The following is a 24,234-nucleotide window of genomic DNA, read 5'->3' as shown; positions in this document are numbered from 1 at the left end:
CATATATTATGCTCAAACAAGGAGCTAATATGACACTCGAAGAAAAAGTGAAGGAACTGTATAACGAACTGAAACCCAAGTGCCAAACTGAGGGTCTGAACTTAAATTGGGAAATCCATAAAGCGCTAAGGCGATTCCGTAAGGAACACCCTGATTTGGATGACCTGTGGGCCCGTGAAGCCGAGGGGTTGTAAACTGTTTGATTGTTTTGTTTCGAAAAAGCGAAATTTTTGGTCGTTTTAACCCCTAAATGTGCTCCTCGCTCTAGCCCTATAACGTTCGGGCTTATGATAAACGACTCTTTTAACCTTAATCGCTTGTTCTATAACATACGGATTAAGTATATTGCGTTCTATGTTCAAAAAATATAAAGAGCCTTGTTGTATTGAATTTTTTAACGCTTACGATTCCATATTGAAAAATATGGGATTTCATGCACAATTCTTTTTCTTCTTCAAAACAAAATTTGAAGAAATTCAATCAATAGAACACGCTCATAAGGCTGTCGTTGAATCATTTATTGATTTTATAAAGTTTGAAAAATTTGATCCACAAATCATCTCTCCAGAAGAAACGAAAAAAAGAAGTTCTCTTTCAAAAAAGATTTTTGATTTTTGCTATCGTACTTTCTTTAAGGTCTCCTCAACACCATCAAATCCGAGCGAATTAAAGCAATCTTTATTTGAATCAGAACTCAAATGTCTTAAATTATTTGAAAATGTAAATCGTTGCTTGTATTCAAAGGATTTTTCTTCAGATGATAAAAAACTGCTTCAATATTTAATTGAACAATTTATATTCGTTCGGACGTTTTCGTCCTTTATATACAAATACAGAAGAATAGAGTCTGTAGAGTTTTTTAAAAGGTTCTTCTTTAATTATCCATACGATAGAGAAGACACCCCATGTGACTATAATAGGGAATGGCTTGAGAACCATAATCAAAAGTTCGAAACAATAAAAAACTATATAGATTCCCCATCGGATGAATTACATAATGTTCGTGAGTGGTTTAAAGAACAATTGGATAAAGTTGATTTTGCCAAACTTAGCGAGGAAAATAAATCAATTTTCTTCAAGGAAATGTTTGTTGCCTTTGGTAATGTTTCCTCTGAAAAAACTGGAGACGTCAAAGGTTTTCGCGTTCCGTTGAAAAATTTATTCTACTTAGGTCGATACTATAACGTACAGCTACTTCGATTGCTTTATGTAAAAAAAGAAAGAAGTACTTTGGAATGCATAGCGCATGAAACTTGGCGGCGTATCTGCAAACTAAAATTGACGTCAAAAGAAGAAGTTGAAGAAGCGAAAAGGAAGAATATTTCAGGAAAAATGTCTGAGTCGAGCGAAAAAGAACTTTATGGTAAGAAAGCTCCTAAAATTGATATTGAACGCTTAATGACGCAATTTTCTAATCCTATTCCAATAGAGCAGGGTGATAATTACGAATCATTAACGACAAAACTTGTTTCTTGCTTTGACGTTTCAAGAATCCCAGAAATAAAATCAGTTCAAGAAGTTCCAAGATACATTGCTGATACCTTAGGCGCATTAGGGGTAAATACGGAAAAGGTTAAATCTATTTCTAACTTAGGCAAAATAAAAATTCCGGAAATAAAATCTACGGAACAAATTCCAGAAAGTATCTTTGATATTTTTGATGCTATGAGCGAAAAGGGTTATGTTGATGCGGACTATAGAGAAGGTCTCAAGCGTGATCTTCTTGGCCCCAAAATCAACATCTTAAAAATAATGGGAGATGCAGGCATTTCTCTCTCTGCAGTACTTTCTGTTCAAAAATCGGGAGTTGGCTTACTTACTCATTTTGACATGCGTGAACTACAAACTTCTCCAAGGGAAATGCAAAAGGTAGTGGAGGATATTGTTCGACGATTAGTCTAGTTTCGTTCATCATATACCCCCGTTTTTTTTCACATTTTTCCTCTATCCCCTCTTTTTTTCTTTTACCCCTTTTTTTTGAAAATTTCTATCGACTCGAATACCTTGTTCTTCAAAAGCGAACAAGGTATTTTTGTTTTGCATCAAGGGCAATTCCGCCTAAGGTGAAAAAAGAGGAAAACAATTATGCCTAATAATGAAAGTGATCAGAAAAACGGAAACTGGGGTACGCGTGGAACGAATATAACCTGGGACAAGGTCCAAGGAAATCGTGGCAGGCAGATTCAAGAAACAAGGACGAGAAATGGAGGTAAATAGCCATGTGTACTTGTTGTGGTAAAGACGGTAAGAGAAAGAATCTTTATCTTACCGAATATGATGCAAATGCGGTTGCTAGTGAACGTCGGTTTGTAACGGGCATTACAATGCACGTTTATCGTTGTCCCGAAGGCGGCGGCTGGCATATAACGAGTAATCAAAGACAATGGTGAAATCAAATAAAAAATCCGCTTAACAGACAGGAATCAGCGAAAATTTCACATCTAGCTAAACGGACTCTGCAAAGATAGCTTTTTGATATCTTATGCGAAAATTAGGCGTTGCCGATGGCAACGCCTTCCTTAATTTCTTACTCCACACTTATTCGCACTTAAAACCTTGCAGCTCGAGACCGGCGCGCATTTCGCCATAGGTGGATGTGCGTTTCATGTCCATCGCTTTCATAAAGCGGCAATCGTTGTCGATGTGCATTTGGAATCCGGCCATGGTCGGGGTGACTTCGCCTTTGCCGCTTGCTTGTATGTGTGCCATCATTTCTTCGCGCTTGTCGTACATCTCTGGTGGAACGAATACGTCTGTAACGATGTCGACATTTTTGATTTCGGTGTCGCCGAATACGAATGAAATTGTGACGAGGTTTTTGAGTCCATGAAATTGACCGTTTACTTTGCAGACAAGATTTCTGTCTTTGCCGGTCTTTTTCGCAGGCTTCTTGGCTTGCTGCTTGACGGCTTTGGGCGTGTAATCGAGCGCCTGCAAGAGTTGTTCTTCTTTAACAACGCCGACGAGACGGTTTACGATTTGTCCGTTTTTGATGAGGAAAAATGTAGGGAATGCTTGGATTGGGAGTGTGTTCTTTATTTTGTCTATGCCGGGCTCGTCAATGCCGACGGAGGCCACTTTGATGTCGCGGTAGTTCTTGGCGATGCCAATGAGAGTCGGAATCATCACGAGACACGGAGGGCAGCTGGTCGATGAAATTTCAAGGATGACCGGTGTCTTGGAGTGCAGAATTTCTTTTTCGAAATTGCTGTCATCTACTTTGACGATTCGAATGTCTTCGCTATCTGTGTTCTTTGCTTGTGCCTGCGAAACGCTACCTACGGCAAGGACTGCCGCTGTAGCAAATGCGATTGCGTTTGAGAAAAAGCTTTTTTTTAAAATGTTCATATAGACTACCTTTCCAGTTTTTGAAAATAGAAAATATTGCAGAGGAAAGGTAACTTGGTATAGTTTTTTCTTATAATCGAGAGCGGCTTTATTTTGTTTGTTCTTCTTTCTCTTTGGGGAGCACCAGGTTCAATGCTACGGCGAGGAGGAATACGACGGCCACGCAGTTTTCTGCGAAGATGGTCTGGATGGTTTGCGGGAAGATTTGGAACATCTTGGAGGCCGAAGTAAAGCCGAGGCCCACGCTGAGCGACATGCTGACGATAATCATGTTGCGCTGCGAGAATCCGCTCTTGGCGATCATGCCGAAACCGGCGAAGAGGATGGAGCCGAACATCATGATGGTGCAGCCGCCGAGAACAGCTTGCGGGATGGTCGTGAGGAGCGTGCCGATAGGCGGGAAGAGGCCGCCGAGGAGCATGATGCCTGCGCTTGTCGCAATGGCAAAGCGGTTCACGACGCCGGAGAGTGAAGCGAGACCAACGTTCTGGCTGAAGGACGTAATCGGTGTGCAACCGAAGAGGCCGGAGATGGTGCTTACGAAGCCGTCACAGCTGATGGCGCCTCCCATTTCGACTTTGTGGATCTGGCGCTTGAGGGCACCGCTGCAAAGGGCGCTGGAGTCACCGACTGTTTCTGTAGCGGAGACAAGGTAAATCGCGACAACGGAGAGGATTGCACCGAGGTGGAATTCCGGAGTGAACGGGAGAATCTTCGGGAGCGCGATAATGCTGCTGTTGGCAAGTCCGGAGAAATCAACCATGCCCATGCAAAGTGCGAGAACGTAACCCACGATGAGGCCAACCAAAACGGAGAGTGAACGCAGGAATCCTTTTGCAAAAATCTGCGTGAGCAAGCAAGTGAGGAGTGTGACGCTACCAACAATCCAGTTCTGTGCGGAACCGAAGTCAGCGGCGCCTTGGCCGCCGGCAAATGAGTTTGCGCCGATGGGCAAAAGCGAAAATCCGATGGATGTGACGACCGTGGCCGCAACGATGTGCGGGATGAGCTTGAGCCAGTATTTAGCGCAAAGACCGAGCAAACCTTCGACAATACCGCCAACGATAACCGCTCCCATGAGCGTTCCCATGCCTTGCGTAGTGCCGATTGCAATGGAAACGGAGAGAAACGTAAAGCTGATGCCCATTACGATAGGGAGCCTGGAACCGATTTTCCAGATGGGGTAGAGCTGGATGAGTGTGCCGATGCTCGCGATAATCATGCAATTTTGGATAAGCGAAGCGGTGATGCCCTTTTCGATCCCGACAACATTTGCAAGGATGATGATGGGGGTAATGTTGCTCACGAACATGGCGAGTACATGCTGTAAGCCGAAAGGTATCGCCTGCAAAAGCGGAACGCGTCCGTCAAGTTGATAAATGTTGTCCGAAGTCTTCATGCTTCACCTTAAATGCTTTGTTTTGCCATTGCGAACTTTGAATGTTTTATTTCGTCATTGCGAGCCCCGAATGGGGCGAAGCAATCTATGATTTTATTGTTCGCGGAACTTGATAAATCCGGTTTCGGGGTCCATGCTATCGACGATGGCTATGGATTCCAGGCGTATGCCTGCAGCACGGAGCTTTGCGCCACCGGGCTGCATGCCCTTTTCGATGGCGATGCCGACACCGACGAGTTCGGCGCCTGCTTGCTTCACGAGATCGATAAGCGCCTTGCTTGCTTCACCATCCGCAAGGAAGTCGTCAACAATCAGAATCTTGTCGGTCGGCTTGAGGTACGGGCGCGAAACGAAAATATCGTTGAATTTTTTGTGCGTGAAAGAGTAGGCCTTTGCCACGTATTTATCGTCGGTGCTGTTGACGGTCTGACCTTTCTTTGCGAAAACGACCGGAACATCGTTTAGATAGGCGATAAATGCCGCGATGGCGATGCCGCTAGCTTCGATGGTGAGAACCTTGTTGAACTCAACATCGGCAAAACGACGCTTGAACTCTTCGCCGATTTTGTGCATCAGGCGAATATCAATTTGATGGTTCAGGAAACTGTCAACCTTAAGAACGTTGCCGGGCTTGACGACGCCATCGGCAAGGATTTTCTGCTCAAGAAAGTTCATGTTTGAAATCTAGCAAAAGGCAAATTTTTTGCAAAGACCGCATATTAATAAGGGGATGCCCAAATTTCCTTAGAAATGGTCAAATTCTCCATATATATGTAAAAGATAAGGATTTACGCCCGTTATAGCGGGGCTTTTGCTAGGGTAATAGTAAAAAATTATAAAAGTTTAGCCTTGACTAATTAGCCTAGGCTTACTAATTTTAGTCTTGTCTAATAAAATTAGGCGACGTTAACGTTTAAAGGATCATCAAATATGGAAAACAATCACGTGAAGCTCAGCCAGAGTCTCGAAGACTACTTGGAAATGGTGCACATGCTTCGCTTGGCGAACGGGATTGCCCGTGTCAAGGATATTGCCGCCGCCCTTTCTGTGAAGATGCCTTCTGTGGCAAAAGCGATTCTTGAACTTAAAAAGCTGGGCCTTGTGACTCAGGAACCCTATAGCGGTGTGGAACTCACCGAAGAAGGGCGTAAGGCGGCTGCCGATGTGCTGAACCGCCATATTCTTTTGAAGGGTTTTTTGATCCGTCTGGGCGTTTCCGAAGCTATTGCTGACAAGGACGCCTGCAGCATGGAGCATATTCTTTCTGCTGAAACTCTTTCGACAATTGAAGACTTCATGAAGAGGGGAAATGAAGGCGCTGTTGCGAAAAAGGCGAATGCTTTAAAGGCAAAAAAAGGAAAATAAAATGGGTTGTAATTGCGGTTGTGGAGGCAAAACCTCTACAAAGAAATGGAATCTTGAACCAAAGTTTTCTGACCTCAAGAAAGGTGATAAGGTGGAAATCCTTGGTTATAACGAGGGCGATGCCCGCTACAAGTCCAAATTGCTTTCTATGGGACTTGTGCGTGGCGTGACGCTTGAAGTCTTGCAGATTGCACCTCTCGGGGATCCGATCGAGGTGAGTGTTTTGTCGTACCGTCTGTCGCTTCGCAAGCAAGAAGCGAACGTTCTTAAATTGAAGAGGGTCTAATGGCTCCGAAGCTTTTTACTATTGCTATTGCCGGTAACCCGAACTGTGGTAAAACGGCTCTATTTAATGCTCTTACGGGTGCTCGCCAGAGTGTTGGTAACTGGCCGGGTGTGACTGTCGAAAAGAAAGAAGGCTTTTTTGAACTCGGTAACCAGCACATTCGCGTGGTGGACTTGCCGGGTACTTACGCTCTCTTTGCGAATGCCGAAGACGAACGCGCCGCTGTGGACTACTTGCTCACTCGCGAAGCAGACCTCATTGTCAATATTATTGACGCTTCGAATATCGAACGCAATTTGTTCTTGACGTCGCAGCTTGTCGATATGCAGATCCCGATGGTGATTGCTGCAAACATGATCGACATTGCAGAAAAACGCGGCTTGCACTTGGATTTGGATGTCCTTGCTGAACGTTTTGGCGTGCCGGTGATTCCGCTTTCGGCTGTGAACGAAAGAAGTATCACGAACTTCATCAGCGAAATGGCTCATGTTGTCGCTGGCAAGAAGATGACTCCGAAGGCTATCCATTACGGCGAGAATGTCGAAAATGCCGTGAAGTATTTGGAACCGCAGGTTGAACCGGTTGCAAAGCTTTTGGGAACGGATGCCCGCTGGGTTTCGCTCATGTACTTGGGAAACGAAAAGAGCTATGCAGATAAGTTTGCCGAAGCCAAGGTTAAGATTAACAAGGCTGAAGTGACTAAGATGCTGAACGAAGAAAGCGAATTTGCAATGGCAGATGCGCGCTACAGCTTGGCTCACGAAATTGCAGGCAAGACAATTCTTTCGAACCGTTCCAAGAGAACTTGGTCGGACAAGCTCGATTCTGTGCTTTTGAATCGCTGGGCTTCGCTCCCGATATTCCTCTTGGTGATGTACCTGGTCTTCTGGGTTGCAGTCACGATTGGTTCTGCATTCATCGATTTCTTTGATGTGCTGTTTGGTGCCATCTTTGTGGATGGCCTCGGTTACTTGCTCACGGATGTGTTCCATGCGCCGGGCTTTGTGTCCGCCATTCTCGCCGACGGTATCGGCGCCGGTATCCAGACGGTTTCGACGTTCATCCCGGTCATCTTCTTCATGTTCCTCTGCCTTTCTTTCTTGGAAGACTCGGGTTACATGGCGCGTGCGGCTTTTGTCGCTGACCGCTTTATGAGATTCCTCGGGCTTCCGGGTCGTGCATTCGTGCCGATGATGGTCGGTTTCGGTTGCGGTGTGCCGGGCATTATGGGCTCTCGCGTGCTCGAATCCAAGCGTGAACGTTTCCTCACGATTTTCCTTGTGCCGTTCATGAGCTGCGGCGCTCGCCTTCCGGTGTATGCGTTGTTTGCTGCGGCATTCTTTGGGGCTCAGGCAGGAACCGTTGTGTTTGCGCTTTACCTTGCGGGTGTTTTGTTCGCGATTGTCTACGGTTTGATTCTCCGTCGCTCTTTGTTCGTTGGCGAAGCGAGCAACTTTGTAATGGAACTTCCGCCGTATCACTTGCCGAAATTCAAATCGCTGATGATCCATTCTTGGCTACGTCTGCGCGATTACATTATCCGTGCGGGTAAGGTGATTACGATTGCCGTTGCCGTTCTTGGCTTCCTCAACAGTTTTGGCTTTGTGGACAAACTTTATACTGAAATCAATGGCGAAAAGACCGAAATCGTGAAGAGCGAAGAAGGCTACGCTATGGTGCAGGATGAAAAGGAAGTCCCGCTCCCCGAAGGTGTCGTGATTGACGAATCCAAGATTAAGACGGAAACGGAATTCACGGCTGGCAATGGGGATTCCGAAAACAGCTTGCTCTCTGCAATTGGTAAAGCGATTACTCCGATTTTTGAACCGTTCGGCGTTGAATCCAACAACTGGCCTGCTTCTGTGTCGCTGTTCACGGGTCTCCTCGCTAAGGAAGCTGTGATTGGTACGATGAACTCCTTGTATTCCATGGCGGGTCCTGGCGACGTGTCAGACGAAAGAACGCTCGCCGGTGGCTCGCTACAGACGAAAGACGAAAGAATAGGTGGTGGGGAAAGCCTTCCCCTCGCTCCTGCCACTGACACGGCATCCGCTACCCCTTCTAGCGGGGACACCCCGCAACGCCCCGACGCAGAAGGTAACGTATCTGTAGTAGATTCTGCAAAGGTGGCTGTGGTTGACTCTGCAACTGTCGCGGATAGCGCGGTTGCTGAAGCCGACTCAAATAAGGTCGCTGAGCCTGCTGAAGCCCCTGCCGAAGAAAAGCCCCTTATCGCTGGCGTGGATGAATGCCCGGCCGAAGAAGAGGAAGAAGGCGGTGCTCCGGATATTCTCGGTGCATTCAAGGAAGCCCTTGGCACGATTCCTGAAAACTTGAGCGAAGTCTTTGGTTCTCTTACGGATATTCTCGGAACTTCTGGCGAACTTGAAGCCCAGAATGCTGCAGAACTCAAGAAGGTCACGCTCGACAAGATTCTTGAAGCCAAGGCGATTACTTGTGAAGAATATGCTTCTATCGAGACCTTCAGCGAAGATGAAGGTGCCGACAAGGCTCGCGAAGAGGTGTTTGCAAAGCTCGCTGCTGCTGGCCTCACGCTGAGCGAAGATGAAATCGGCGCTCTCGAAGAAGGTGACTTGAGTGAAACTGCTGACATCTATGCCAACCTCCGTTCTTACTTCCACAACCCGGACAAGAATGGAAATCCGGTAGACGGATTTAACTGGCAGGTGTTTGCGTTCTTGATCTTTATCTTGCTCTACGTGCCTTGCCTTGCTGCAATGGGCGTGGTCGTTCGCGAAATCGGCCTTGGCCTTGGTGTGTTGATGGCTGTAGTCCAGACGGTGCTTGCCTGGGCGGTGTCGATACTCCTCTACCAGATTCCGGTGGGCGGCGACAAGTTCTGGATTGTGTGCTCGATTGTTGTGCTTGTGGCGACATTTGCCTTCCTCAAGCTCTTCGGTATGAGTGCAAACAAGAAAGGTCGATTTGAAGATTAAAATCTAGATCCAGTTTCATTTGAGTCAAGAACCATTAAGGGCCGATGGTCCAAAAGCCTTCGGCCCTTAATTAAACCCCTTAACTTAGACTAAACTAATAAAGATAGAGTAGGCTAAAATGATTGAATCAAATGAAGAACAGGAATGGATTGAACTGATAAAAACTTGGCACGCTCTTTGCTTAAAACATATCGAAAAGGGCAAAAAGCCTAGGATTTTGTGACACAAAATGTAAAAGTCTAGACGGGGTGTTACAAAAAAATAAAAAACCGTCATAGGAGAGTAAAAATGAAGACACGTTTAACATCCAATCTCTTGTTTGGTCTTGCTACTGCATCTATCCTTGCCGTTCCGGCTCTTGCTCAGGAAGCTGAAGCAGCATCTAAAGGCCCGGAAGTCAAGTTCTCTGGCGAAGTTGAATTTGACGCTTACACGGGTGATGTGATCAATGACGATACGCAGAGCCATAGCTACGCTTCTACATTTGATTTGAATGTTGATGTCAAATTTAACGAAAAGTGGTCTGCATCCGTACAGCTCGAAGCTGACGGCGAAACGACCGATCCGGCTGCCATTTATAATGGCGCATTTGTCCAGTACACGCATAGCGATAAGTTTGCTGTGAAGTTTGGCGACTTGACTTTCTCGGAAGGCGCTTTCCTCAACTTCTACGATTATGATGATCCGGCTGATAACGCCGCAGGTATGGCAGAACACGATATCCGAGGTTTTGAAATTGACTATAATGGCCTTGTTTTTGGCCTCGGCTTTGGTCGCGGCGACAACGACAATCAGGTGTGTGTTGAAGAAGGTGATGAAGAAGCATGCGTAGGCGTTGCTTATGACCTCCACCTCGCTTACGAACTTGGCGTTGGCGAACATGTGCTGCGTCCGTTCATTGATTACAAGTCCTATCAGGAAGCAAAGCACAATGAATTGCATGCCGGCTTCGATGCAAACTTGAAGTTCGATGCATTTACATTCCACTTCGTTTATGGATTGCATGTAGATGCACTTAAGGAAGATGATCCGAAGGCTACGCACGCACTCCTTGCTGAGCCGGCTTTGGATCTCGGAACGTTCAGCATCAAGGCTTCTGTGCTCTACGCTATTTTCGACGACAAGACTCCGACTGTTCATGGCGAAGAAATTCCTGAATACTTCTTTGTCTATGGTGAACCGGGCGTGAAGATTAACGATGCTCTTGCTCTTGGTCTTCCGTTGGAATACCACACGAACACGATTGATAAGGACGATGACGTCTCTACGTTCAACGTAGGCCTCCGTGCTTACTTCACTCCGGTCGAAGGTCTTGAAGTGACTGGCTTTGCCTTGTTCAATATCCCGGTCGGCGATGATGCTGGCGACGATACGGGTCTTGGCTTCGGTCTCGAAACTGTATTTGCTTTCTAATAAACTATTCTAATTTTTTGCCATAGGATGAAAATCCCGCCACGATGAAAATTGTTGGCGGGGTTTTTCTTTATGTTAGCTTTGTCTAATATTTGGATTGTTTCAAGTCTATTTGGAGTAGCATTTGGTTGTATAGATTTCTAAAATAAGGATAAAGGAAATTTTGCCATAGAACCTCAGCTAGTGTATAAGATTCGTTACCTCATATATGCTGGATAGGTTATCCCGCCTACGGCGGAAGTCGTAGGCGGGATTTTTTTTTGCTTTTTGCTTAGGTTGTTCATGATTGAAAATATCGATTCTCGCCTTGTTCGCCATTGCGCTCCGACGCTTGCCGGTCTTAAAACGGCAAATTTATTTTGCCTTGATGATGCGGATGGTGTTTTGCTTTGCAATATTTTGGCTCGTTGGAATCGCGTATTGAATCCTAAGGGCGTTTCGGCTCGCATTGTTGCAGAACGATGTGGCCGTTATTTTATATATGTCTACCGAAATAGCGCTTTACAGGAGTTGGGTAATTCTTATGAGATTAGGGATTTTTTGAAAGGTTTTGGCTACATCGGGTTTGATGTAGAGTCGTTATTGAATTTTTTCCAAGTGCGCATGGCGCGTTCCGTTTGTTTCCCTCATGAAGTGGGAGTGTTTTTAGGTTACCCGTTGCAAGATGTGAAAGATTTTATTGCATATGGTGGAAAAAATTACAAGGTGATAGGGTGTTGGAAAGTTTATAACGATGTACCGAATTCGATGCATATCTTTGATGTTTACAAAAAATGTCACAAGATTTTCAATGAGCGTTTTGAACAGGGCGATTCTTTGGATGAATTGACTGTGGCAAGTTAACTAACCGATAACAAAAGGATAAAAATGAATAAAATTGCTGTTATTTATTGGACAGGAACGGGAAATACCGAAGTTATGGCGAATGAAGTGGTCGCTGGAGCAAAGGAAGCTGGTGCCGAAGTGACGCTTTTCAATACGTCTGCTTTTAAGGTGGAAAAAGCCAATGAATTTGACAAGTTTGCTTTGGGCTGCCCGGCGATGGGTGCCGAAGAACTTGAAGATAGCGAATTCCAGCCGCTTTATGATCAACTGAAGACGCAGATTTCGGGCAAAAAGGTCGTTTTGTTCGGCTCTTACGGCTGGGGCGGCGGCGAATGGATGAATCCGTGGAAAGAAGATGCTGCGAATGCGGGCCTCGTGCTTGCTGATGATCCGCTCGCTATTGAAGGCGCTCCGGATGATGCTGGCAAAGAAAAATGCCGTGAACTCGGCAAGGTTCTTGCGCTTTCGTAATTGTAGTACCGTCATCCTGGAGCGTAGTTGGTTGTTGTCATCCTCGACCGTCAGGGAGGGGATCCACAAAATGTTAGACTCGCTAACAAAATTAGAGAGTCTAACATTGTTAGAAATTCACTAACAATGTTAGCGTCGGTCGCGTGAAACTCAACTGCGACGCGGGGTCTCGTGAATTATGTATTTAGTTTGTTTGTGATTTGCAATCGCAGGGGAGAGTATCTAATTTTTAAAAGCGGGCAGGTGTTCCGCTGATTTTTCTTTAATAAGGAGAATAGATATGTCGATGTTCAAAAACGAAAAATTCTGGCTCGTAGTTGCAGGTGCTGTGGGTTCCGCAGTCGCAAAGAAAGTGCTTAAGGCAAAGAAGACTCGCGAACTCGCCGTTCAGGGACTTGCTCATGGCATGAAGTTCACTGCCGATGCCAAGGCTGCTTTCCAAGACATGAAGGACGAAGCAAACGATATCTGCAACGACGCCAAGGCAGAAGCAGGGATTAAGTAATTTAGTCAATAGTCATTGGTCATTGGTTTTTATAATCGCGGCGTAGCCGCCAAATTTTAAACTAGTAACTATTGACTAATGACTGATAACTTGCAGTATTTGCTTAAGATTCATTATGAGATTCAGAATCGTTTACGATAAGCCGGGGCGTTTGCGTTTGCGCGCCGGAGCGTATGCTTTTGATCGTGAGTATGAAGCGCGTGTTCACAAGGCGTGTGTAGGCGTGCCTTGCGTAAAAAGTGCCGTGGTGCATAGTGCCAATGGCGGACTATTACTTGAATATGAGCCGCAGAACGGCGATTACGGCGCGAGTCGTAGCCAGATTCTTGAATTTGCAAAATCGCTGAACCCCAAATCGCTGCCGGAATGCGATGGCGAAACGGAATACCAATTGCAATCTCTTGATGACGGCTTTAAGGCTAGCCTCATGGGGATGATTGCGCGTCGCTATTTGTTGCGCTGGTTTGTTCCGTTCCCAATTCGCACGGCAATTACGGTGGTTCGTGGGTTGCGTTATGTGGCGCGTGGTGTTTCAACGCTCATGAGCGGAAAGCTCACCGTTGATGTGTTGGACGGTGCCGCCATTGGTGCTTCGTTGTTGCAACGCAATTACGAATCTGCTGGGACGGTCATGTTCCTTTTGGGCGTTTCGGGCTTGCTCGAAGATTATACCAAGGCGCGTACGCGTACGGCGCTTACAGGGAGCCTTGCTGTTAAAGTCGATAAAGTCTGGGTCGTGAAAGACGGCGTGGATGTGCTGATTGAACTCAAGGATGTTCAGGTTGGCGACTTGGTGCGTGTGCGTTCTGGGAGCATGATTCCTGTGGACGGTCGCGTCATGGAAGGCGAAGCGCTTGTCAACGAATCGACGATGACGGGCGAATCCAAGGCGGTGATGAAAACTCGCGGCAAGACGGTGTTTGCGGGAACTGTTCTGGAAGAAGGTGCGATTGTCGTGAAGGTTCGCGCGGTCAATGGCAACACGAAAATTCAAAAGATTATCGAGCTGATTGACCATAGCGAAGATTTGAAGGCGAGCGTGCAGAGCCGTGCCGAACATTTGGCCGATAGCATCGTGCCGTTCAGTTTCCTCGGCTTTGGACTCACGCTTTTGTTCACGCAGAACATCTCTCGTGCGGTTTCCATCTTGATGGTGGATTACTCTTGCGCGATAAAGCTCTCGACTCCGATTTCCGTGATTTCTGCACTGCGTGAAGCGGCGGATATGGACATGACGGTGAAGGGCGGCAAGTATCTCGAAGAGTTTGCACTTGCGGATACGATTGTGTTTGACAAGACGGGAACGCTCACGAAGGCAGAACCGCGTCTTGAAAAGATTATCCCGTTTGGCGGTCGCAGCGAAGATGAAATCCTGAAAATTGCAGCATGCATCGAGGAACATTTCCCGCATAGCATGGCACGTGCAATTGTGAAGGCTGCGCTTGAACGCGGAATCGCTCACGAAGAAGAACATGCCGATGTCAAGTACATTGTGGCACATGGCATTGCGACAGCGCTTGACGAAAAACGTGCGGTCATCGGCAGCAAGCATTTTGTGATTGAAGACGAAAAGGTGATTGTGTCCGAAGAGGACCAGCGCATCATCGATAAAGAAGCGGGGGCTGCGTCTGTGATTTACCTTGGCATCGGTGGTGAACTTGCCGGCGCCTTGTGCATTAGCGACCCGCCTCGCGAAGAAGCGGCTGCTGCCATACGCAGGTTGCGTGAAAGTGGCATCAAGAATGTGGTGATGATTACGGGCGATAGCAAAAATGCGGCTCAACGCGTAGCGGAACTTTTAGGAATCGATACGTTCTTCGCTCAAGTTTTGCCCGAAGATAAACACCATTATGTGGAACAAATGAAGGCCGAAGGCAAACGTGTAATTATGGTGGGCGATGGCATCAACGATGCCCCTGCGCTTGCTGCGGCAAACGTCTCTGTCGCAATGAGCGATGCTTCGGACATTGCCCGCGAAACAGCCGATGTGACGCTCCGTCGCGAGAATCTCGAAGACCTCGTGGAACTGCGTCTCTTGAGCCAAAAGCTGATGGAACGCATTATGATGAACTACCGCTTTATCGTGGCGTTCAATACGAGCTTGCTCTTAGGCGGATTCTTCGGCATGCTTTCTCCGACAACGTCAGCTTTCTTGCACAACGTATCGACCATGGGCATTTGTGCAAAAAGCATGACTAAGTTGAAGGTGGAATAATTGATGTGTTAAAAATGCGCCTGAAAAAGTCAGGCGTTTTTGCGAAAGGCTTGTCATTCCCGCCTCCGAGCTCTTTGATCACTTAGTGCTTTGACGCTTTGCGTCAGCATCTTCGGCTCAATCATGACAGTCTGCAAGCAGCCTGTCGCGACACTCGCCTTGAATGCAACTAGCACTTATGTGAGCATGATCCGCGAATGGGGAGGGAATCTCCTTCTTGATTTATGTATTCCCTTTGTTTTAGGGAATACTTTTTTTATACGAGATGGCGATCCCCGAACTAGTCGGGGATGACATTGCGTTAGCGGATTTGCTTATTTGCGCTTCTCTCCTCCATACGGCTTGGTGACGTACACGAGGGCGGTGGTAAGTGTGTAAATTAAGCAAAACTCCGCATGGACGCAATAGCAAAATTACGGCTAGAATTATGGGTTTTACGGGATATACAATATTTTTGCCAAAACAGGCTAAAAAAATTCTCTTTTGGCAGATTTATGGTAGTAAAATCGCCAAAACTACTTATTCCACCGAGAATGTCGCCTTCACGTTCCCTTTGCCGAGAATCTGCTGGAGGCGTTTCTTGTTTACGTTGTCAATACGGGCGAGGCGCGTGAAGTTCCAGGAATTCTTGTCGTAGTAGATAGTAATGGAATTACCCTGGTAAAGGATGATGTCGCCTGCGTCGGTGTCGATTTGTTTGTCATTGCGCGGGAAACTGCGCGGCAGGTCGGCCACCTTCTCGAAACTGCCGTAGTCATGCATGTCGAGCGTCATGTCGCCCTGCGCGAGGAATTCGGCGAAGGCCTTGGCGGAGGAATTTTCTTCGAGCGTCGCCGTGAAGGTGGTATCGTTCACATGGATCTTGAGTTTCACGGGAGCCTCCGTTTGGGCGGATGAATTGGCGGACGATTTCGGCGTCTGAGCTTCAGGCTGCGACGGTTTGACAGACGACGCCGCGTCAGAAGAGCAAGCTGCGAACAGCAATAAAATGACAATGTATAGGATACGTCCTTTCATAAAAACTCTCTGAAAAATTTAATTCAATAATAAAAAGGAGATCCCCGCCTACGCGGGGATGACATCAGTCAAGTTACTTCAAATTTGTCTTGAAGAATTCTTCCATCTTGTCGTAGGGAATTCTGCCGTTCACGTCGTCGTAGAGGTCGGTATGGACTGCACCCGGGATAATCAGGAGTTCCTTGTTGCCGACGGTCATGCTCCAGTTCTTGCTGGGGTCAAGCTTTGCGGGGACCTTGACCTTCTTGCCGGTCATCTTTTCGAACGCACCTTCGCTGAAGTAGCGGCTGTGGGCCTTTTCGCCGTGAATCACGAGCACGGCTCTTTCGATTTCGTTGGCGTAAGCGAGCAGTTTTGTGTTCAAGAGCGACGTGCCAGCCGATTTAATCCAGCCCATGTTGCTGTTGAGCGAACGCTTGTGGTAGCCACGCGGGGTCTTGTAATAGTCGTAGTAATCCTTCACGAAAAACGGAGCGTCAGTCGGGAGCGGGTCTACCACGCCGCCTGCGAGTTCGTATTTGCCATCCTTGAATTCCTTGGTGCGTTGTGCCATCAAAGCTTTGCGCATTTCGTTACGTGCCTTTGCGTTGTTCGCCTGGTCGAAGTAACCGTTGGCGGTGACGCGGCTCATGTCGTACATGGTCGAAGCGACGGTCGCCTTTATGCGGGTATCGATGCCGGCAGCGTTAATCGCCATGCCGCCCCAGCCGCAAATGCCGATGATGCCGATGCGTTCCGGGTCAACGTTGTCGCGGGTCGAGAGGAAATCTACAGACGCCATGAAGTCTTCGGTATTGATGTCCGGGCTGTTCATGTAGCGCGGCTCGCCGCCCGATTCGCCGGTAAACGACGGGTCGAATGCGATGGTCAGGAATCCGCGTTCCGCCATGTGCTGCGCGTAAAGCCCAGAGGACTGTTCCTTGATGGCACCGAACGGGCCCGAAATGGCGATTGCAGGGAACTTACCGTTCGCCTTGAGGCTCGTGTCCTTGGGCACGAACATGTCGGCGGCGAGTTCAATGCCAAAATGGTTCTTGAAAGTGACCTTGGAATGTTCCACCTTTTCGCTCTGCGGGAAAACCTTGTCCCATTCGGCGGTGAGGTTAAGCTTATTCATATCTTTCTCCGGTGCAGGTTGAGCTGTTTCAGTTGTGGGCTGCGCGGCCGGCGTTGCGGCACCCTGCGCAGCATTGTTTTCTTTTTCGGGGCAGCACGCCATCAGGGTGCAGGCGGAAACCACGGCGAACGCCGCACTTAAGAATTTGGATTTCATGAGTTATCTCCTTGTCGTTAAACTTTACTTCCCATTGCGTACACTTTCTTCAAAAGTGTAGTGCGTTCCTTGACATCGCCGGGATTCTCGGCACCGGTGGCACATATGCCGCCCTTGAACTTCACGCCGTCAAAGCAGGCTATCCAGCCGCTGATGCCGCGCTTCGCGATGTTCATCGCCTTCTTGTCGGTATCGGCAGCAGAAGCGAGCAGGTAAATTTCGCGGAACTTGTAATCACTTACATAAAGGGAATTTGCGCGATCGAGCATCGTCTTGAGTTGACCGCTCATCTCGTAATAGTAAATCGGCGTCGCGAACACGATGACTTCGGCCTTCTTCATTTTCTCAGTGATGGCGTTTGCATCGTCCTTGATGACGCACTTGCCCTTCTTTTGGCAGGCAAGGCAACCCGTGCAGAAAGCAATCTTCTTGCCACGCAGCGAAACAACTTCTACCTTGTTGCCCGCCTCAATAGCTCCCTTCGCAAATTCCTGCGCCAAGGTCTCGGAATTGCTCTTGGCACGCAAACTGCTCGAAATCACTAGAACGTTTTTCATAATTATTTTCCCTTTAAGGTTGTGCCCGCGTTTTTTTTCCTTTACGTTCTTAATATAGCTAAACCGCTATGTAATAGCAATTACTTATTTACTATGGCTTGCTATGCTTTTTAGACATAATAAAGTATATTTATACCTATGGAATTACGGACTCTTAAATATTTTTTGGCGGTGGCCGAGCAGGAATGTTTTTCGCAGGCGGCAAACAATGTGCTCTTTGTGACGCAGCCGACGCTTTCGCGCCAGATGCAGGAACTCGAAGAAGAAATCGGGGCGCAGCTCTTTGTGCGCAGCAACAAGAAGACGACGCTGACCGAAGAAGGCTTGCGTTTTAAGAAGCGCGCGCAAGAAATCATGGAACTTGTGAAATACACCCAAAAGGAATTTGCCGAATCAAGCAAGGAAGAAATCGCGGGTGACGTGTATATCGGCGCAGGCGAAACGCAAGGTTTCAAGCCCATCGCCGATGCCTGCAAGCAAATGCAGAAACAATATCCGAAAATCTGCCTGAACATTTCTAGCGGAAATGCGGAAGATGTTACGGAGAAACTAGATCGAGGCTTGATTGATTTCGGGTTATTGGTAGAACCTGTCGACAAAACAAAATATGAATACCTGACGCTCCCCGACCGAGACACATGGGGGCTTCTGTTGCGCAGGGATCATCCGCTTGCAAAGAAATCGAAGATAATCGCCCGTGATTTTGCGAATATTCCGCTGTTAGTTTCACGACAAACACTTGATTCCCGAGAATTCACGGGGTGGCTTGGGCGAGATTTGAAATCGCTCAACATTGTCGGCACTTACAACCTTATATACAATGCCGCCGTCTGTGTAGAACAAGGAATGGGTGCCGCCCTTACGCTTGAACGCCTGATAAACACCGGGAAAGACAGTCCCTTTGCGTTCGTGCGTATTTCACCCGAACGTACTAGCGGTCTCGTGGTCGTGTGGAAAAAGAATCCCGTGTTCAGCAAGCCCGCCGCGCAATTCCTAAAGTTTTTGAAGGCGGAACTGGACAAGCGAGCTGAATAATTAATAATTTCTTATTTTGCTTTGTACATTGCTAGATAATCGATGACGCCTGAATCGGCGCCCTTTATGGGTATATAGCGTAAATTGTTATCTGCGCTAATGATGATGGCAAGCCCAGCGATGTAATTAATCCAATGGTAGTCTTTATGATACTTGAGAGCTACATTCTTTTGTGAACCGAAAACGGTTAGTGGCATTACGAAAATATCGTGCGAAACCATGATGCTGATGCGATTCCATTTGCGCAAGTTTTTCAAGATGACGCTTTGCATAAATTCTTCGGCACGGGATTCAAGATCGTAAAATGCTTCGGGGTATTCGTTGTCATAGGCCCAACGGGCCATCAATTCAACGGAACCTCCTTTAAGACTAAGCGATGTTGCGTATTTTGCGAGCGAATCGGCTGAAATTTTCAGGAACCAGTTTCCTGTGATGTCGTAATTTGTGATGAGTTTAGGGAGGCTGGATTCTCCTCGACCTTTTGAAATGTTGTTTGCCGTTTCATTTGTGCGTACGAATCCAGAAGTGATGTACGAAAAATCTTCGCTACTTTTGAGAGTCTTGCCCAGGTCTTGAGCCATCTTGATGCCGTTTGCAGTGAGTTCTGTTTCCATGGCGACATCATCTTCGCGCTCGGAATGGCGGATGATGAATACCGCTTTTTCATTGGCGGCGAGACTCTTGTAAACGTCGGCTACTGTAGCGAAGCCATTCTCGTCAAGAGATACTTTTGATTGCGATGCGCTTGAGGATGATTGGGCAGGTATATCGTTGTTAGAACGTGTTGATTCGGATCCCCATTGATAATCGCCTGCTTCGTAGACTGGATTTTCTCCATTGAAACCTCGAGGTCTTTTTATGTTATCGTCATAAACGGTTTTGTTGAAAATGCGGAAGTCGCCTCGTTCGTAGCTTTGGAAGGAAATGTGACAGAAAATGGGGCCTGCGGGCATGTACTCGCTATAGCTCATGGTGCGTTCGCCCACGGAGTAAAGGTAGTTGTAATATTTGCCGTTCAGGACGATGTGTAGTCCGATGTTGCCAACGGTGAACCAGCGGCCTTTTGCGAGAATGTTTTCATGGTGCGTGTCGTCATAATCCATTACGACGAATTCTGCATCGCCATTTTTGTCAAGGTGAAAGCGGTATTTGTGATTGCCGCCGCAGCAACGACCATCAAAGAACCAAGTGTATCCACTTTCGGCTGCGATGCGTTTGTCGCGAATGCTTGTGTCTGGGTGTAAAATTTGCTCATCGCTTACGAGACGCTCGGGTTCTACTGCGGCAATCAACTGTGATAATGTTTTGGGATTACTTACGGTCGGAAGTGATATTTTGTTCTTGGCTTCGGTAGCACTTCTTTTGTATAGGCGATAAGGAATCCCGTCGTCGCTAATCATGGTGAGTTCGTCTTCACTGAAGATGTAGTAGGCGTATGTTTTGGTGCCTGTTCTTGTGACGACGTTGAAACTGCGATTGTTGAGCGTGTACCATTGGCCTGAAATGTTGGGGTAGCCCGATACGGCGGCAGTTCCATCTTCTCCGATGATGACTGTGTAATCGTCGCTAATCCAGGCTTCATCGGCATTTGTGATTAGGCGGCAATCGCGATTCTTTTCTCCGCTGCAAACGGCTGCGGAAGGGTTTGCGGCTTCGCATGGGCTTACCATTCCGGGCGGGAGTTTTGAAGATGTCCCTATTCTAAATCCCATATCAGCGGCGCCGTCGCGGCTGCGGATTGCCCTGCGGCTCACTCTCGCAAATTCTGCGGGCTCGCCATAGCTTCCGCCACGACGCGTCTTGTTGCCCGAGCCTGTGAGCTGTACTGGATTTATTTTATCAGAAGATGTGTAAGCGACAAGCCAGTCGTAAACCCATTCCCAGGAATTGCCGCTCATGTCGTAAAGTCCGAGTTTGTTCGGTTTCTTGGTGGCGACGTCATGTGACTTGCCTCCGCTATTTTCGGAATACCAGGCGACATCGTCTATTTTATTGCTTCCAGAAAATTTGAATTTGTCAGCGATTCCGTCTTTGCCGCCACGCGCTGCGAATTCCCATTCAGCGTCAGTGAGTAGGCGGTATTGCCGCCCTGTCTTTTGTGTTAACTTACATGCAAAATTGTTAGCATCAAACCAACTAACGCCAATTTTGGGTGCTTTATCGGATTCCCATGCGGATTTTTTGCCGCCCATGATTGCATTCCATTGTCCGATGGTCACTTCGGTTGATGCTATGTGGTAATCGTCCAAGGTGACTTTGTGCGATGGAGATTCGTAAATTTTGTCTTGTTCGGCGCAGTTGTCGCATCCGCGCGTGTATGAACCTCCGGCAACGTACACCATATCAAAAATTGCACCATTTACAGTATCCGAGAAATTTTCTGGAGCGGTGTATATAAATGCGTTTGTGCTAGATGAAGAAGTTTCGTTTGATGGTGATTTGATTGACGATGATGAATGTTTTGAAATGTTTTCGTCTGAGGACGAACTGCTTACGGAATCTACGCCCGAGGCTTTGCCATCGCTTGAACTGGAGAGATCCTTTGCGGAACTATCCCCATGTGAATCGTCTGATGATTGTGAAATGATTGTGGGCGGATCGCCATCATTTGGTGAATCCGGTGAAACCCCTTTTTCGGATGAATCCGAGCAACTCCAAGCCATCCCCGCGGTAAAAATCGATACCGCTAAAACACCCGAGGAAAGTTTGTGCATACGCACCTCCACGAGTAGAAATATCCATAACCCTATTTTTTAATATACATCGAATGCTACAAATCTGTTTGTAAAATTTTTTCTAGCTGTGGACATTTTGTATTGTTCTATAGCGCGCTGTCGAGTGCCATCATGAGCGTGAAGCCGACGGCGAAGAGAATTGTGCCTGCGTCAAAGTGGTCGCCTTCGCTCACTTCGGGGAGCATTTCTTCAACGACAACGTAGATCATTGCGCCTGCCGCAAACGAAAGCAGATAAGGCATGAACGGCGAAAGAATTTCTGCGGCGATTAAGGTAATCAATGCACCGATCAGTTCGACAGCTCCAGAGAGCGCTCCGAGCGCGAATGCTTTTTTGCGTGTTGCGCCTTCGGCTTTTAGCGGGAGTGAAACGACGGCTCCTTCAGGAAAATTCTGGATAGCGATACCGATGGAAAGTGCGAATGCTGCCGAGAGTGTGATGGCGACGTTCCCGGAAAGCCAACCTGCGAAAACAATGCCGACAGCCATGCCTTCGGGCAAGTTGTGGAGTGTCACGGCGAGCGTGAGCATCGTGGTGCGTTTGAGCTTTGCTCTCGGGCCTTCGGGCGTTTGACTGCCCAAATGCAAATGCGGCGTGATTTTGTCCAAAATGTACAAGAATAAAATGCCTGCCCAGAACCCAACTGCGGCGGGTACAAAAGCCAATTTACCCAAATGCTCGCTGGTGCTGATGGCCGGGAGGAGCAGGCTCCAGACGGATGCCGCTACCATGACGCCTGCTGCAAATGCTAAAAGTCCGCGCTTGAGGTTCTGCTTCATTTGCCCGCGGATAAAGAATACGCAGGCTGCGCCGAGAACCGTCCCTAAAAACGGGATGGTGAGACCTTGGATAATGGGTAAAATGGGTTGAATCATACGAAAAAAGATAGTATTAAAACTTGACAATTTCAAAAAACGCGCTGGAGTTTTGAAAGTCTAATTGGAGTAGCGTGAACGATTGCATTTTTGTATCGTAGATGCATGAATAAGTTAAAGTCTTTTGTTGTCGCGGCCTCTGCCGTATTGCTTTTTACAACTTCTGCAAATGCGTGCCTTGCCGCCTGCAAGGAAAAGAAGCGGGACGAAGCTTACAGTAAGCAACTCTCGGCAGCTACGTTGCAGACGATTATTGATAACGCTTTGCCGCAGAAGGCTGTGGACCCGGAACTTGGCGAACCTTATCAGGTTTACCCGATTGACGTAAAACCGTATGATAAGGATTTTCATGCAACGTTAATTGAATATCCTTACGGAAGTTCTCCGCGTGCGGTGACGCATGAACCGAATCCGCGCGGAATTATCTTGTATGTGCATGGTTATAATGATTACTTCTTCCAGGAAGAACTTGCGGAAAAATCGGATTCTGCGGGTTTTGCGTTCTTTGCAATTGACTTGCATTACAATGGTCGTTCGTATAGTGAAGGCGAGCCGCGCTCGGATATGCGTAGCGTCAAGGAATACTATGCAGAGTTGGATGCTGCTGTAGCTCTCAGCAAGAAGATTGCGGCGAATGGTTCGAATGCGAAATTGCCGTTTGTCATTCTCGGTCATTCGCAGGGTGGGTTGATTACGCCGAATTACCTGAATGAACGCAATAGCGAAGATTTTGCAGCTCTCGTTTTGAACAGTCCGTTCCTAGATTATAAAAATAGCTGGTTTGTTCGCAATGTGGCTTTCCCCGTGTTCTCGGATATTGCGCTGTTGTTGCCCGATGCACCCGCTCCAAAACAGGAAGCCCCTAAGTACAACATATCTCTTTTGAAAAGTGAAAAAGGCGAGTGGGAATTCAATCGTGAATTGAAAAGCGATGAATGGCCACAGCAGTACTTTGGTTACCTCCGCGCGACGGAACGCGGCATCAAGTGGATCCATGCGGGAATGCAAATCAAGGCTCCTGTTCTCATGATGCGTAGCGGCTGCACCGTGAACACGGTCAAGTGGGATGACGACTACATGCGTTGCGACTGCATGCTTGATGTGAATCTTCTCGAAAAGTGGGCTCCGAAATTGGGCAGTGATGTCACGACCGTGACGATTACGGATGGCATGCACGACTTGTTCCTCTCGCGCAAGGATGTTCGTGATAACGCTTACCGCACGATGTTTGAATTTTTGGATGGTGCCGTTTTGCGGAAGCAGATTGTCGTTGCACAGAATTTTTAATAACTAGATTTTGTTTTAATCGGTTGGCGCACTTTCCTTGTCATGAGGGAAGTGCGTTTTTTAGGAGAAAATGATGAGTAAGAACATTTGGGATATCTTTGCGCCGGTTTATGAATTCACGATGCGTTCGCAGAAGAACATTTATGATTTTATGTATGAGCGGATTGGGGAGGTCGCGCGGGGCAAGGATGTGCTTGAATTGGCGACTGGTCCGGGGATGATTGCGCGGCATATTGCGCCGCTTGCGAATCATGTGGTAGCGACTGATTTTGCTCCGAAGATGATTGAGACGGCTCGCAAGGCGAAGAATCCTGAAAACGTGCGCTTCGAAGTGGCTGATGCGACATCGTTACGCTTCTTGGATAACTCTTTTGATGTGGTCGTAATCGCGAATGCGCTCCACATTATCCCGGAGCCCTCAAAGGCGCTTGCGGAAATCCGCCGCGTCTTGAAAGATGACGGCGTGCTGATAGCTCCGAACTTTATATTCCCTGCTGACGGCAAAAGAAACTTGTGGCAAAAGTTTTTGAGTCTTATCGGTGTCCGCTTTGCGCACGAATGGACGGAAGACGAATACAAGTCTTTCTTAAAAGGGAATGGCTGGACGATAACGGAAAATTGCGTTATCAAGGGGCGGATTGATTTAGCGTATGTGGAATGCGGGAAATGAA

The 24,234-nt window shown here is 47.4% G+C and carries 22 protein-coding genes; 14 read left to right on the top strand and 8 right to left on the bottom strand.

Annotated features, from left to right (window positions below; translation table 11 throughout):
• The first annotated feature begins 29 nt into the window (after positions 1-29).
• The 3 genes from BUQ91_RS15720 (at position 30) to BUQ91_RS15715 (ending at position 2,390) form a co-directional block, all read left to right on the top strand.
• Positions 30-194, top strand: a complete 165-nt coding sequence (locus BUQ91_RS15720; protein ID WP_175566626.1) for a hypothetical protein — start codon at positions 30-32, stop codon at positions 192-194.
• 160 nt (positions 195-354) lie between these two features.
• Positions 355-1,902, top strand: a complete 1,548-nt coding sequence (locus BUQ91_RS10585; RefSeq protein WP_074209247.1) for a hypothetical protein — start codon at positions 355-357, stop codon at positions 1,900-1,902.
• A 317-nt stretch (positions 1,903-2,219) separates the two neighbouring features.
• A complete protein-coding gene (locus BUQ91_RS15715) occupies positions 2,220-2,390 on the top strand; it encodes a hypothetical protein (protein WP_175545457.1) in 171 nt (56 codons plus the stop codon).
• A 148-nt stretch (positions 2,391-2,538) separates the two neighbouring features.
• Here the strand turns inward: BUQ91_RS15715 and BUQ91_RS10580 are convergent, their stop codons facing one another.
• The 3 genes from BUQ91_RS10580 to BUQ91_RS10570 all read right to left on the bottom strand — a co-directional run bounded on the left by BUQ91_RS10580 (position 2,539) and on the right by BUQ91_RS10570 (position 5,422).
• Positions 2,539-3,348 (bottom strand): thioredoxin family protein, encoded by an 810-nt coding sequence (locus tag BUQ91_RS10580; protein WP_074209246.1) that lies wholly within the window; start codon positions 3,346-3,348, stop codon positions 2,539-2,541.
• A gap of 88 nt (positions 3,349-3,436) precedes the next feature.
• Positions 3,437-4,747 carry a nucleobase:cation symporter-2 family protein gene (locus BUQ91_RS10575; RefSeq protein WP_074209245.1) on the bottom strand — a complete coding sequence of 437 codons (1,311 nt, stop codon included), beginning with the start codon at positions 4,745-4,747 and terminating at the stop codon, positions 3,437-3,439.
• Positions 4,748-4,840: 93 nt separating this feature from the next.
• Positions 4,841-5,422 carry a xanthine phosphoribosyltransferase gene (locus BUQ91_RS10570; RefSeq protein WP_074209244.1) on the bottom strand — a complete coding sequence of 194 codons (582 nt, stop codon included), beginning with the start codon at positions 5,420-5,422 and terminating at the stop codon, positions 4,841-4,843.
• A 255-nt stretch (positions 5,423-5,677) separates the two neighbouring features.
• Between BUQ91_RS10570 and BUQ91_RS10565 the strand changes: the two genes are divergently transcribed.
• From BUQ91_RS10565 to BUQ91_RS10530, 8 genes are all read left to right on the top strand, one after another.
• On the top strand, positions 5,678-6,112 hold the full coding sequence (locus tag BUQ91_RS10565) for a metal-dependent transcriptional regulator (RefSeq protein ID WP_072829744.1): 435 nt from the start codon (positions 5,678-5,680) through the stop codon (positions 6,110-6,112).
• A 1-nt stretch (position 6,113) separates the two neighbouring features.
• Positions 6,114-6,398 carry a FeoA family protein gene (locus BUQ91_RS10560; RefSeq protein ID WP_074209243.1) on the top strand — a complete coding sequence of 95 codons (285 nt, stop codon included), beginning with the start codon at positions 6,114-6,116 and terminating at the stop codon, positions 6,396-6,398.
• Positions 6,398-9,355: a ferrous iron transport protein B gene (gene feoB / locus BUQ91_RS10555; RefSeq protein ID WP_074209242.1), complete on the top strand. Its 2,958-nt coding sequence runs from the start codon at positions 6,398-6,400 to the stop codon at positions 9,353-9,355. Before BUQ91_RS10560 ends, feoB begins: the two co-directional genes overlap by 1 nt.
• A 288-nt stretch (positions 9,356-9,643) precedes the next feature.
• Positions 9,644-10,768: a hypothetical protein gene (locus tag BUQ91_RS10550; RefSeq protein ID WP_074209241.1), complete on the top strand. Its 1,125-nt coding sequence runs from the start codon at positions 9,644-9,646 to the stop codon at positions 10,766-10,768.
• 282 nt (positions 10,769-11,050) lie between these two features.
• Positions 11,051-11,611 carry a DUF3793 family protein gene (locus tag BUQ91_RS10545; RefSeq protein ID WP_074209240.1) on the top strand — a complete coding sequence of 187 codons (561 nt, stop codon included), beginning with the start codon at positions 11,051-11,053 and terminating at the stop codon, positions 11,609-11,611.
• Between the two features lie 24 nt (positions 11,612-11,635).
• Positions 11,636-12,064: a flavodoxin gene (locus BUQ91_RS10540; RefSeq protein WP_074209239.1), complete on the top strand. Its 429-nt coding sequence runs from the start codon at positions 11,636-11,638 to the stop codon at positions 12,062-12,064.
• 280 nt (positions 12,065-12,344) lie between these two features.
• Positions 12,345-12,569 (top strand): DUF1490 domain-containing protein, encoded by a 225-nt coding sequence (locus BUQ91_RS10535; RefSeq protein WP_074209238.1) that lies wholly within the window; start codon positions 12,345-12,347, stop codon positions 12,567-12,569.
• Positions 12,570-12,684: 115 nt separating this feature from the next.
• The gene (locus BUQ91_RS10530) at positions 12,685-14,784 is read left to right on the top strand and encodes a heavy metal translocating P-type ATPase (protein WP_074209237.1); all 2,100 of its coding nucleotides are present in this window, start codon (positions 12,685-12,687) and stop codon (positions 14,782-14,784) included.
• Positions 14,785-15,303: 519 nt separating this feature from the next.
• Here the strand turns inward: BUQ91_RS10530 and BUQ91_RS10525 are convergent.
• The 3 genes from BUQ91_RS10525 to BUQ91_RS10515 all read right to left on the bottom strand — a co-directional run bounded on the left by BUQ91_RS10525 (position 15,304) and on the right by BUQ91_RS10515 (position 17,631).
• Positions 15,304-15,801 carry a cyclophilin-like fold protein gene (locus tag BUQ91_RS10525; RefSeq protein WP_254842331.1) on the bottom strand — a complete coding sequence of 166 codons (498 nt, stop codon included), beginning with the start codon at positions 15,799-15,801 and terminating at the stop codon, positions 15,304-15,306.
• A 73-nt stretch (positions 15,802-15,874) separates the two neighbouring features.
• Positions 15,875-17,074 carry an alpha/beta hydrolase gene (locus BUQ91_RS10520; RefSeq protein WP_217693439.1) on the bottom strand — a complete coding sequence of 400 codons (1,200 nt, stop codon included), beginning with the start codon at positions 17,072-17,074 and terminating at the stop codon, positions 15,875-15,877.
• A 17-nt stretch (positions 17,075-17,091) separates the two neighbouring features.
• Complete coding sequence (locus BUQ91_RS10515; protein ID WP_074209236.1) at positions 17,092-17,631, bottom strand: flavodoxin family protein; 540 nt, start codon at positions 17,629-17,631, stop codon at positions 17,092-17,094.
• 138 nt (positions 17,632-17,769) lie between these two features.
• Here BUQ91_RS10515 and BUQ91_RS10510 point away from each other — a divergent pair, with 138 nt between their 5' ends.
• On the top strand, positions 17,770-18,666 hold the full coding sequence (locus BUQ91_RS10510; protein ID WP_074209235.1) for a LysR family transcriptional regulator: 897 nt from the start codon (positions 17,770-17,772) through the stop codon (positions 18,664-18,666).
• Positions 18,667-18,677: 11 nt separating this feature from the next.
• Here BUQ91_RS10510 and BUQ91_RS10500 read toward each other — a convergent pair whose 3' ends face one another.
• Positions 18,678-21,380 (bottom strand): SUMF1/EgtB/PvdO family nonheme iron enzyme, encoded by a 2,703-nt coding sequence (locus BUQ91_RS10500; protein ID WP_083601233.1) that lies wholly within the window; start codon positions 21,378-21,380, stop codon positions 18,678-18,680.
• 107 nt (positions 21,381-21,487) lie between these two features.
• Complete coding sequence (locus tag BUQ91_RS10495; RefSeq protein ID WP_074209234.1) at positions 21,488-22,276, bottom strand: ZIP family metal transporter; 789 nt, start codon at positions 22,274-22,276, stop codon at positions 21,488-21,490.
• Positions 22,277-22,381: 105 nt separating this feature from the next.
• On the opposite strand from BUQ91_RS10495, the gene BUQ91_RS10490 reads away from it, so the two are divergent.
• Positions 22,382-23,563, top strand: coding sequence for an alpha/beta hydrolase (locus BUQ91_RS10490; protein WP_254842330.1), 1,182 nt, complete (start codon positions 22,382-22,384; stop codon positions 23,561-23,563).
• Positions 23,564-23,636: 73 nt separating this feature from the next.
• Positions 23,637-24,233: a class I SAM-dependent methyltransferase gene (locus BUQ91_RS10485; RefSeq protein WP_074209233.1), complete on the top strand. Its 597-nt coding sequence runs from the start codon at positions 23,637-23,639 to the stop codon at positions 24,231-24,233.
• Position 24,234 lies beyond the last annotated feature (1 nt).

Source organism: Fibrobacter sp. UWB11 (genome assembly GCF_900143015.1).
Classification (GTDB): domain Bacteria; phylum Fibrobacterota; class Fibrobacteria; order Fibrobacterales; family Fibrobacteraceae; genus Fibrobacter.
This window is presented reverse-complemented; position numbering and strand designations above follow the sequence as displayed.

What these genes read in the sequence shown, in the direction of transcription:
- BUQ91_RS10575 (WP_074209245.1), bottom strand. Translation starts at nt 4,747, where the DNA reads ATGAAGACTTCGGACAACATTTATCAACTTGACGGACGCGTTCCGCTT.
- BUQ91_RS10495 (WP_074209234.1), bottom strand. Translation starts at nt 22,276, where the DNA reads ATGATTCAACCCATTTTACCCATTATCCAAGGTCTCACCATCCCGTTT.
- BUQ91_RS10565 (WP_072829744.1), top strand. Translation starts at nt 5,678, where the DNA reads ATGGAAAACAATCACGTGAAGCTCAGCCAGAGTCTCGAAGACTACTTG.
- BUQ91_RS15720 (WP_175566626.1), top strand. Translation starts at nt 30, where the DNA reads ATGACACTCGAAGAAAAAGTGAAGGAACTGTATAACGAACTGAAACCC.
- BUQ91_RS10500 (WP_083601233.1), bottom strand. Translation starts at nt 21,380, where the DNA reads ATGCACAAACTTTCCTCGGGTGTTTTAGCGGTATCGATTTTTACCGCG.
- BUQ91_RS10560 (WP_074209243.1), top strand. Translation starts at nt 6,114, where the DNA reads ATGGGTTGTAATTGCGGTTGTGGAGGCAAAACCTCTACAAAGAAATGG.
- BUQ91_RS10570 (WP_074209244.1), bottom strand. Translation starts at nt 5,422, where the DNA reads ATGAACTTTCTTGAGCAGAAAATCCTTGCCGATGGCGTCGTCAAGCCC.
- BUQ91_RS10515 (WP_074209236.1), bottom strand. Translation starts at nt 17,631, where the DNA reads ATGAAAAACGTTCTAGTGATTTCGAGCAGTTTGCGTGCCAAGAGCAAT.
- BUQ91_RS10545 (WP_074209240.1), top strand. Translation starts at nt 11,051, where the DNA reads ATGATTGAAAATATCGATTCTCGCCTTGTTCGCCATTGCGCTCCGACG.
- BUQ91_RS10490 (WP_254842330.1), top strand. Translation starts at nt 22,382, where the DNA reads ATGAATAAGTTAAAGTCTTTTGTTGTCGCGGCCTCTGCCGTATTGCTT.
- BUQ91_RS10550 (WP_074209241.1), top strand. Translation starts at nt 9,644, where the DNA reads ATGAAGACACGTTTAACATCCAATCTCTTGTTTGGTCTTGCTACTGCA.
- BUQ91_RS10540 (WP_074209239.1), top strand. Translation starts at nt 11,636, where the DNA reads ATGAATAAAATTGCTGTTATTTATTGGACAGGAACGGGAAATACCGAA.
- BUQ91_RS10485 (WP_074209233.1), top strand. Translation starts at nt 23,637, where the DNA reads ATGAGTAAGAACATTTGGGATATCTTTGCGCCGGTTTATGAATTCACG.
- BUQ91_RS10525 (WP_254842331.1), bottom strand. Translation starts at nt 15,801, where the DNA reads ATGAAAGGACGTATCCTATACATTGTCATTTTATTGCTGTTCGCAGCT.
- BUQ91_RS15715 (WP_175545457.1), top strand. Translation starts at nt 2,220, where the DNA reads ATGTGTACTTGTTGTGGTAAAGACGGTAAGAGAAAGAATCTTTATCTT.
- BUQ91_RS10520 (WP_217693439.1), bottom strand. Translation starts at nt 17,074, where the DNA reads ATGAAATCCAAATTCTTAAGTGCGGCGTTCGCCGTGGTTTCCGCCTGC.
- BUQ91_RS10510 (WP_074209235.1), top strand. Translation starts at nt 17,770, where the DNA reads ATGGAATTACGGACTCTTAAATATTTTTTGGCGGTGGCCGAGCAGGAA.
- BUQ91_RS10535 (WP_074209238.1), top strand. Translation starts at nt 12,345, where the DNA reads ATGTCGATGTTCAAAAACGAAAAATTCTGGCTCGTAGTTGCAGGTGCT.
- BUQ91_RS10530 (WP_074209237.1), top strand. Translation starts at nt 12,685, where the DNA reads ATGAGATTCAGAATCGTTTACGATAAGCCGGGGCGTTTGCGTTTGCGC.
- BUQ91_RS10580 (WP_074209246.1), bottom strand. Translation starts at nt 3,348, where the DNA reads ATGAACATTTTAAAAAAAAGCTTTTTCTCAAACGCAATCGCATTTGCT.
- BUQ91_RS10585 (WP_074209247.1), top strand. Translation starts at nt 355, where the DNA reads ATGTTCAAAAAATATAAAGAGCCTTGTTGTATTGAATTTTTTAACGCT.
- feoB (WP_074209242.1), top strand. Translation starts at nt 6,398, where the DNA reads ATGGCTCCGAAGCTTTTTACTATTGCTATTGCCGGTAACCCGAACTGT.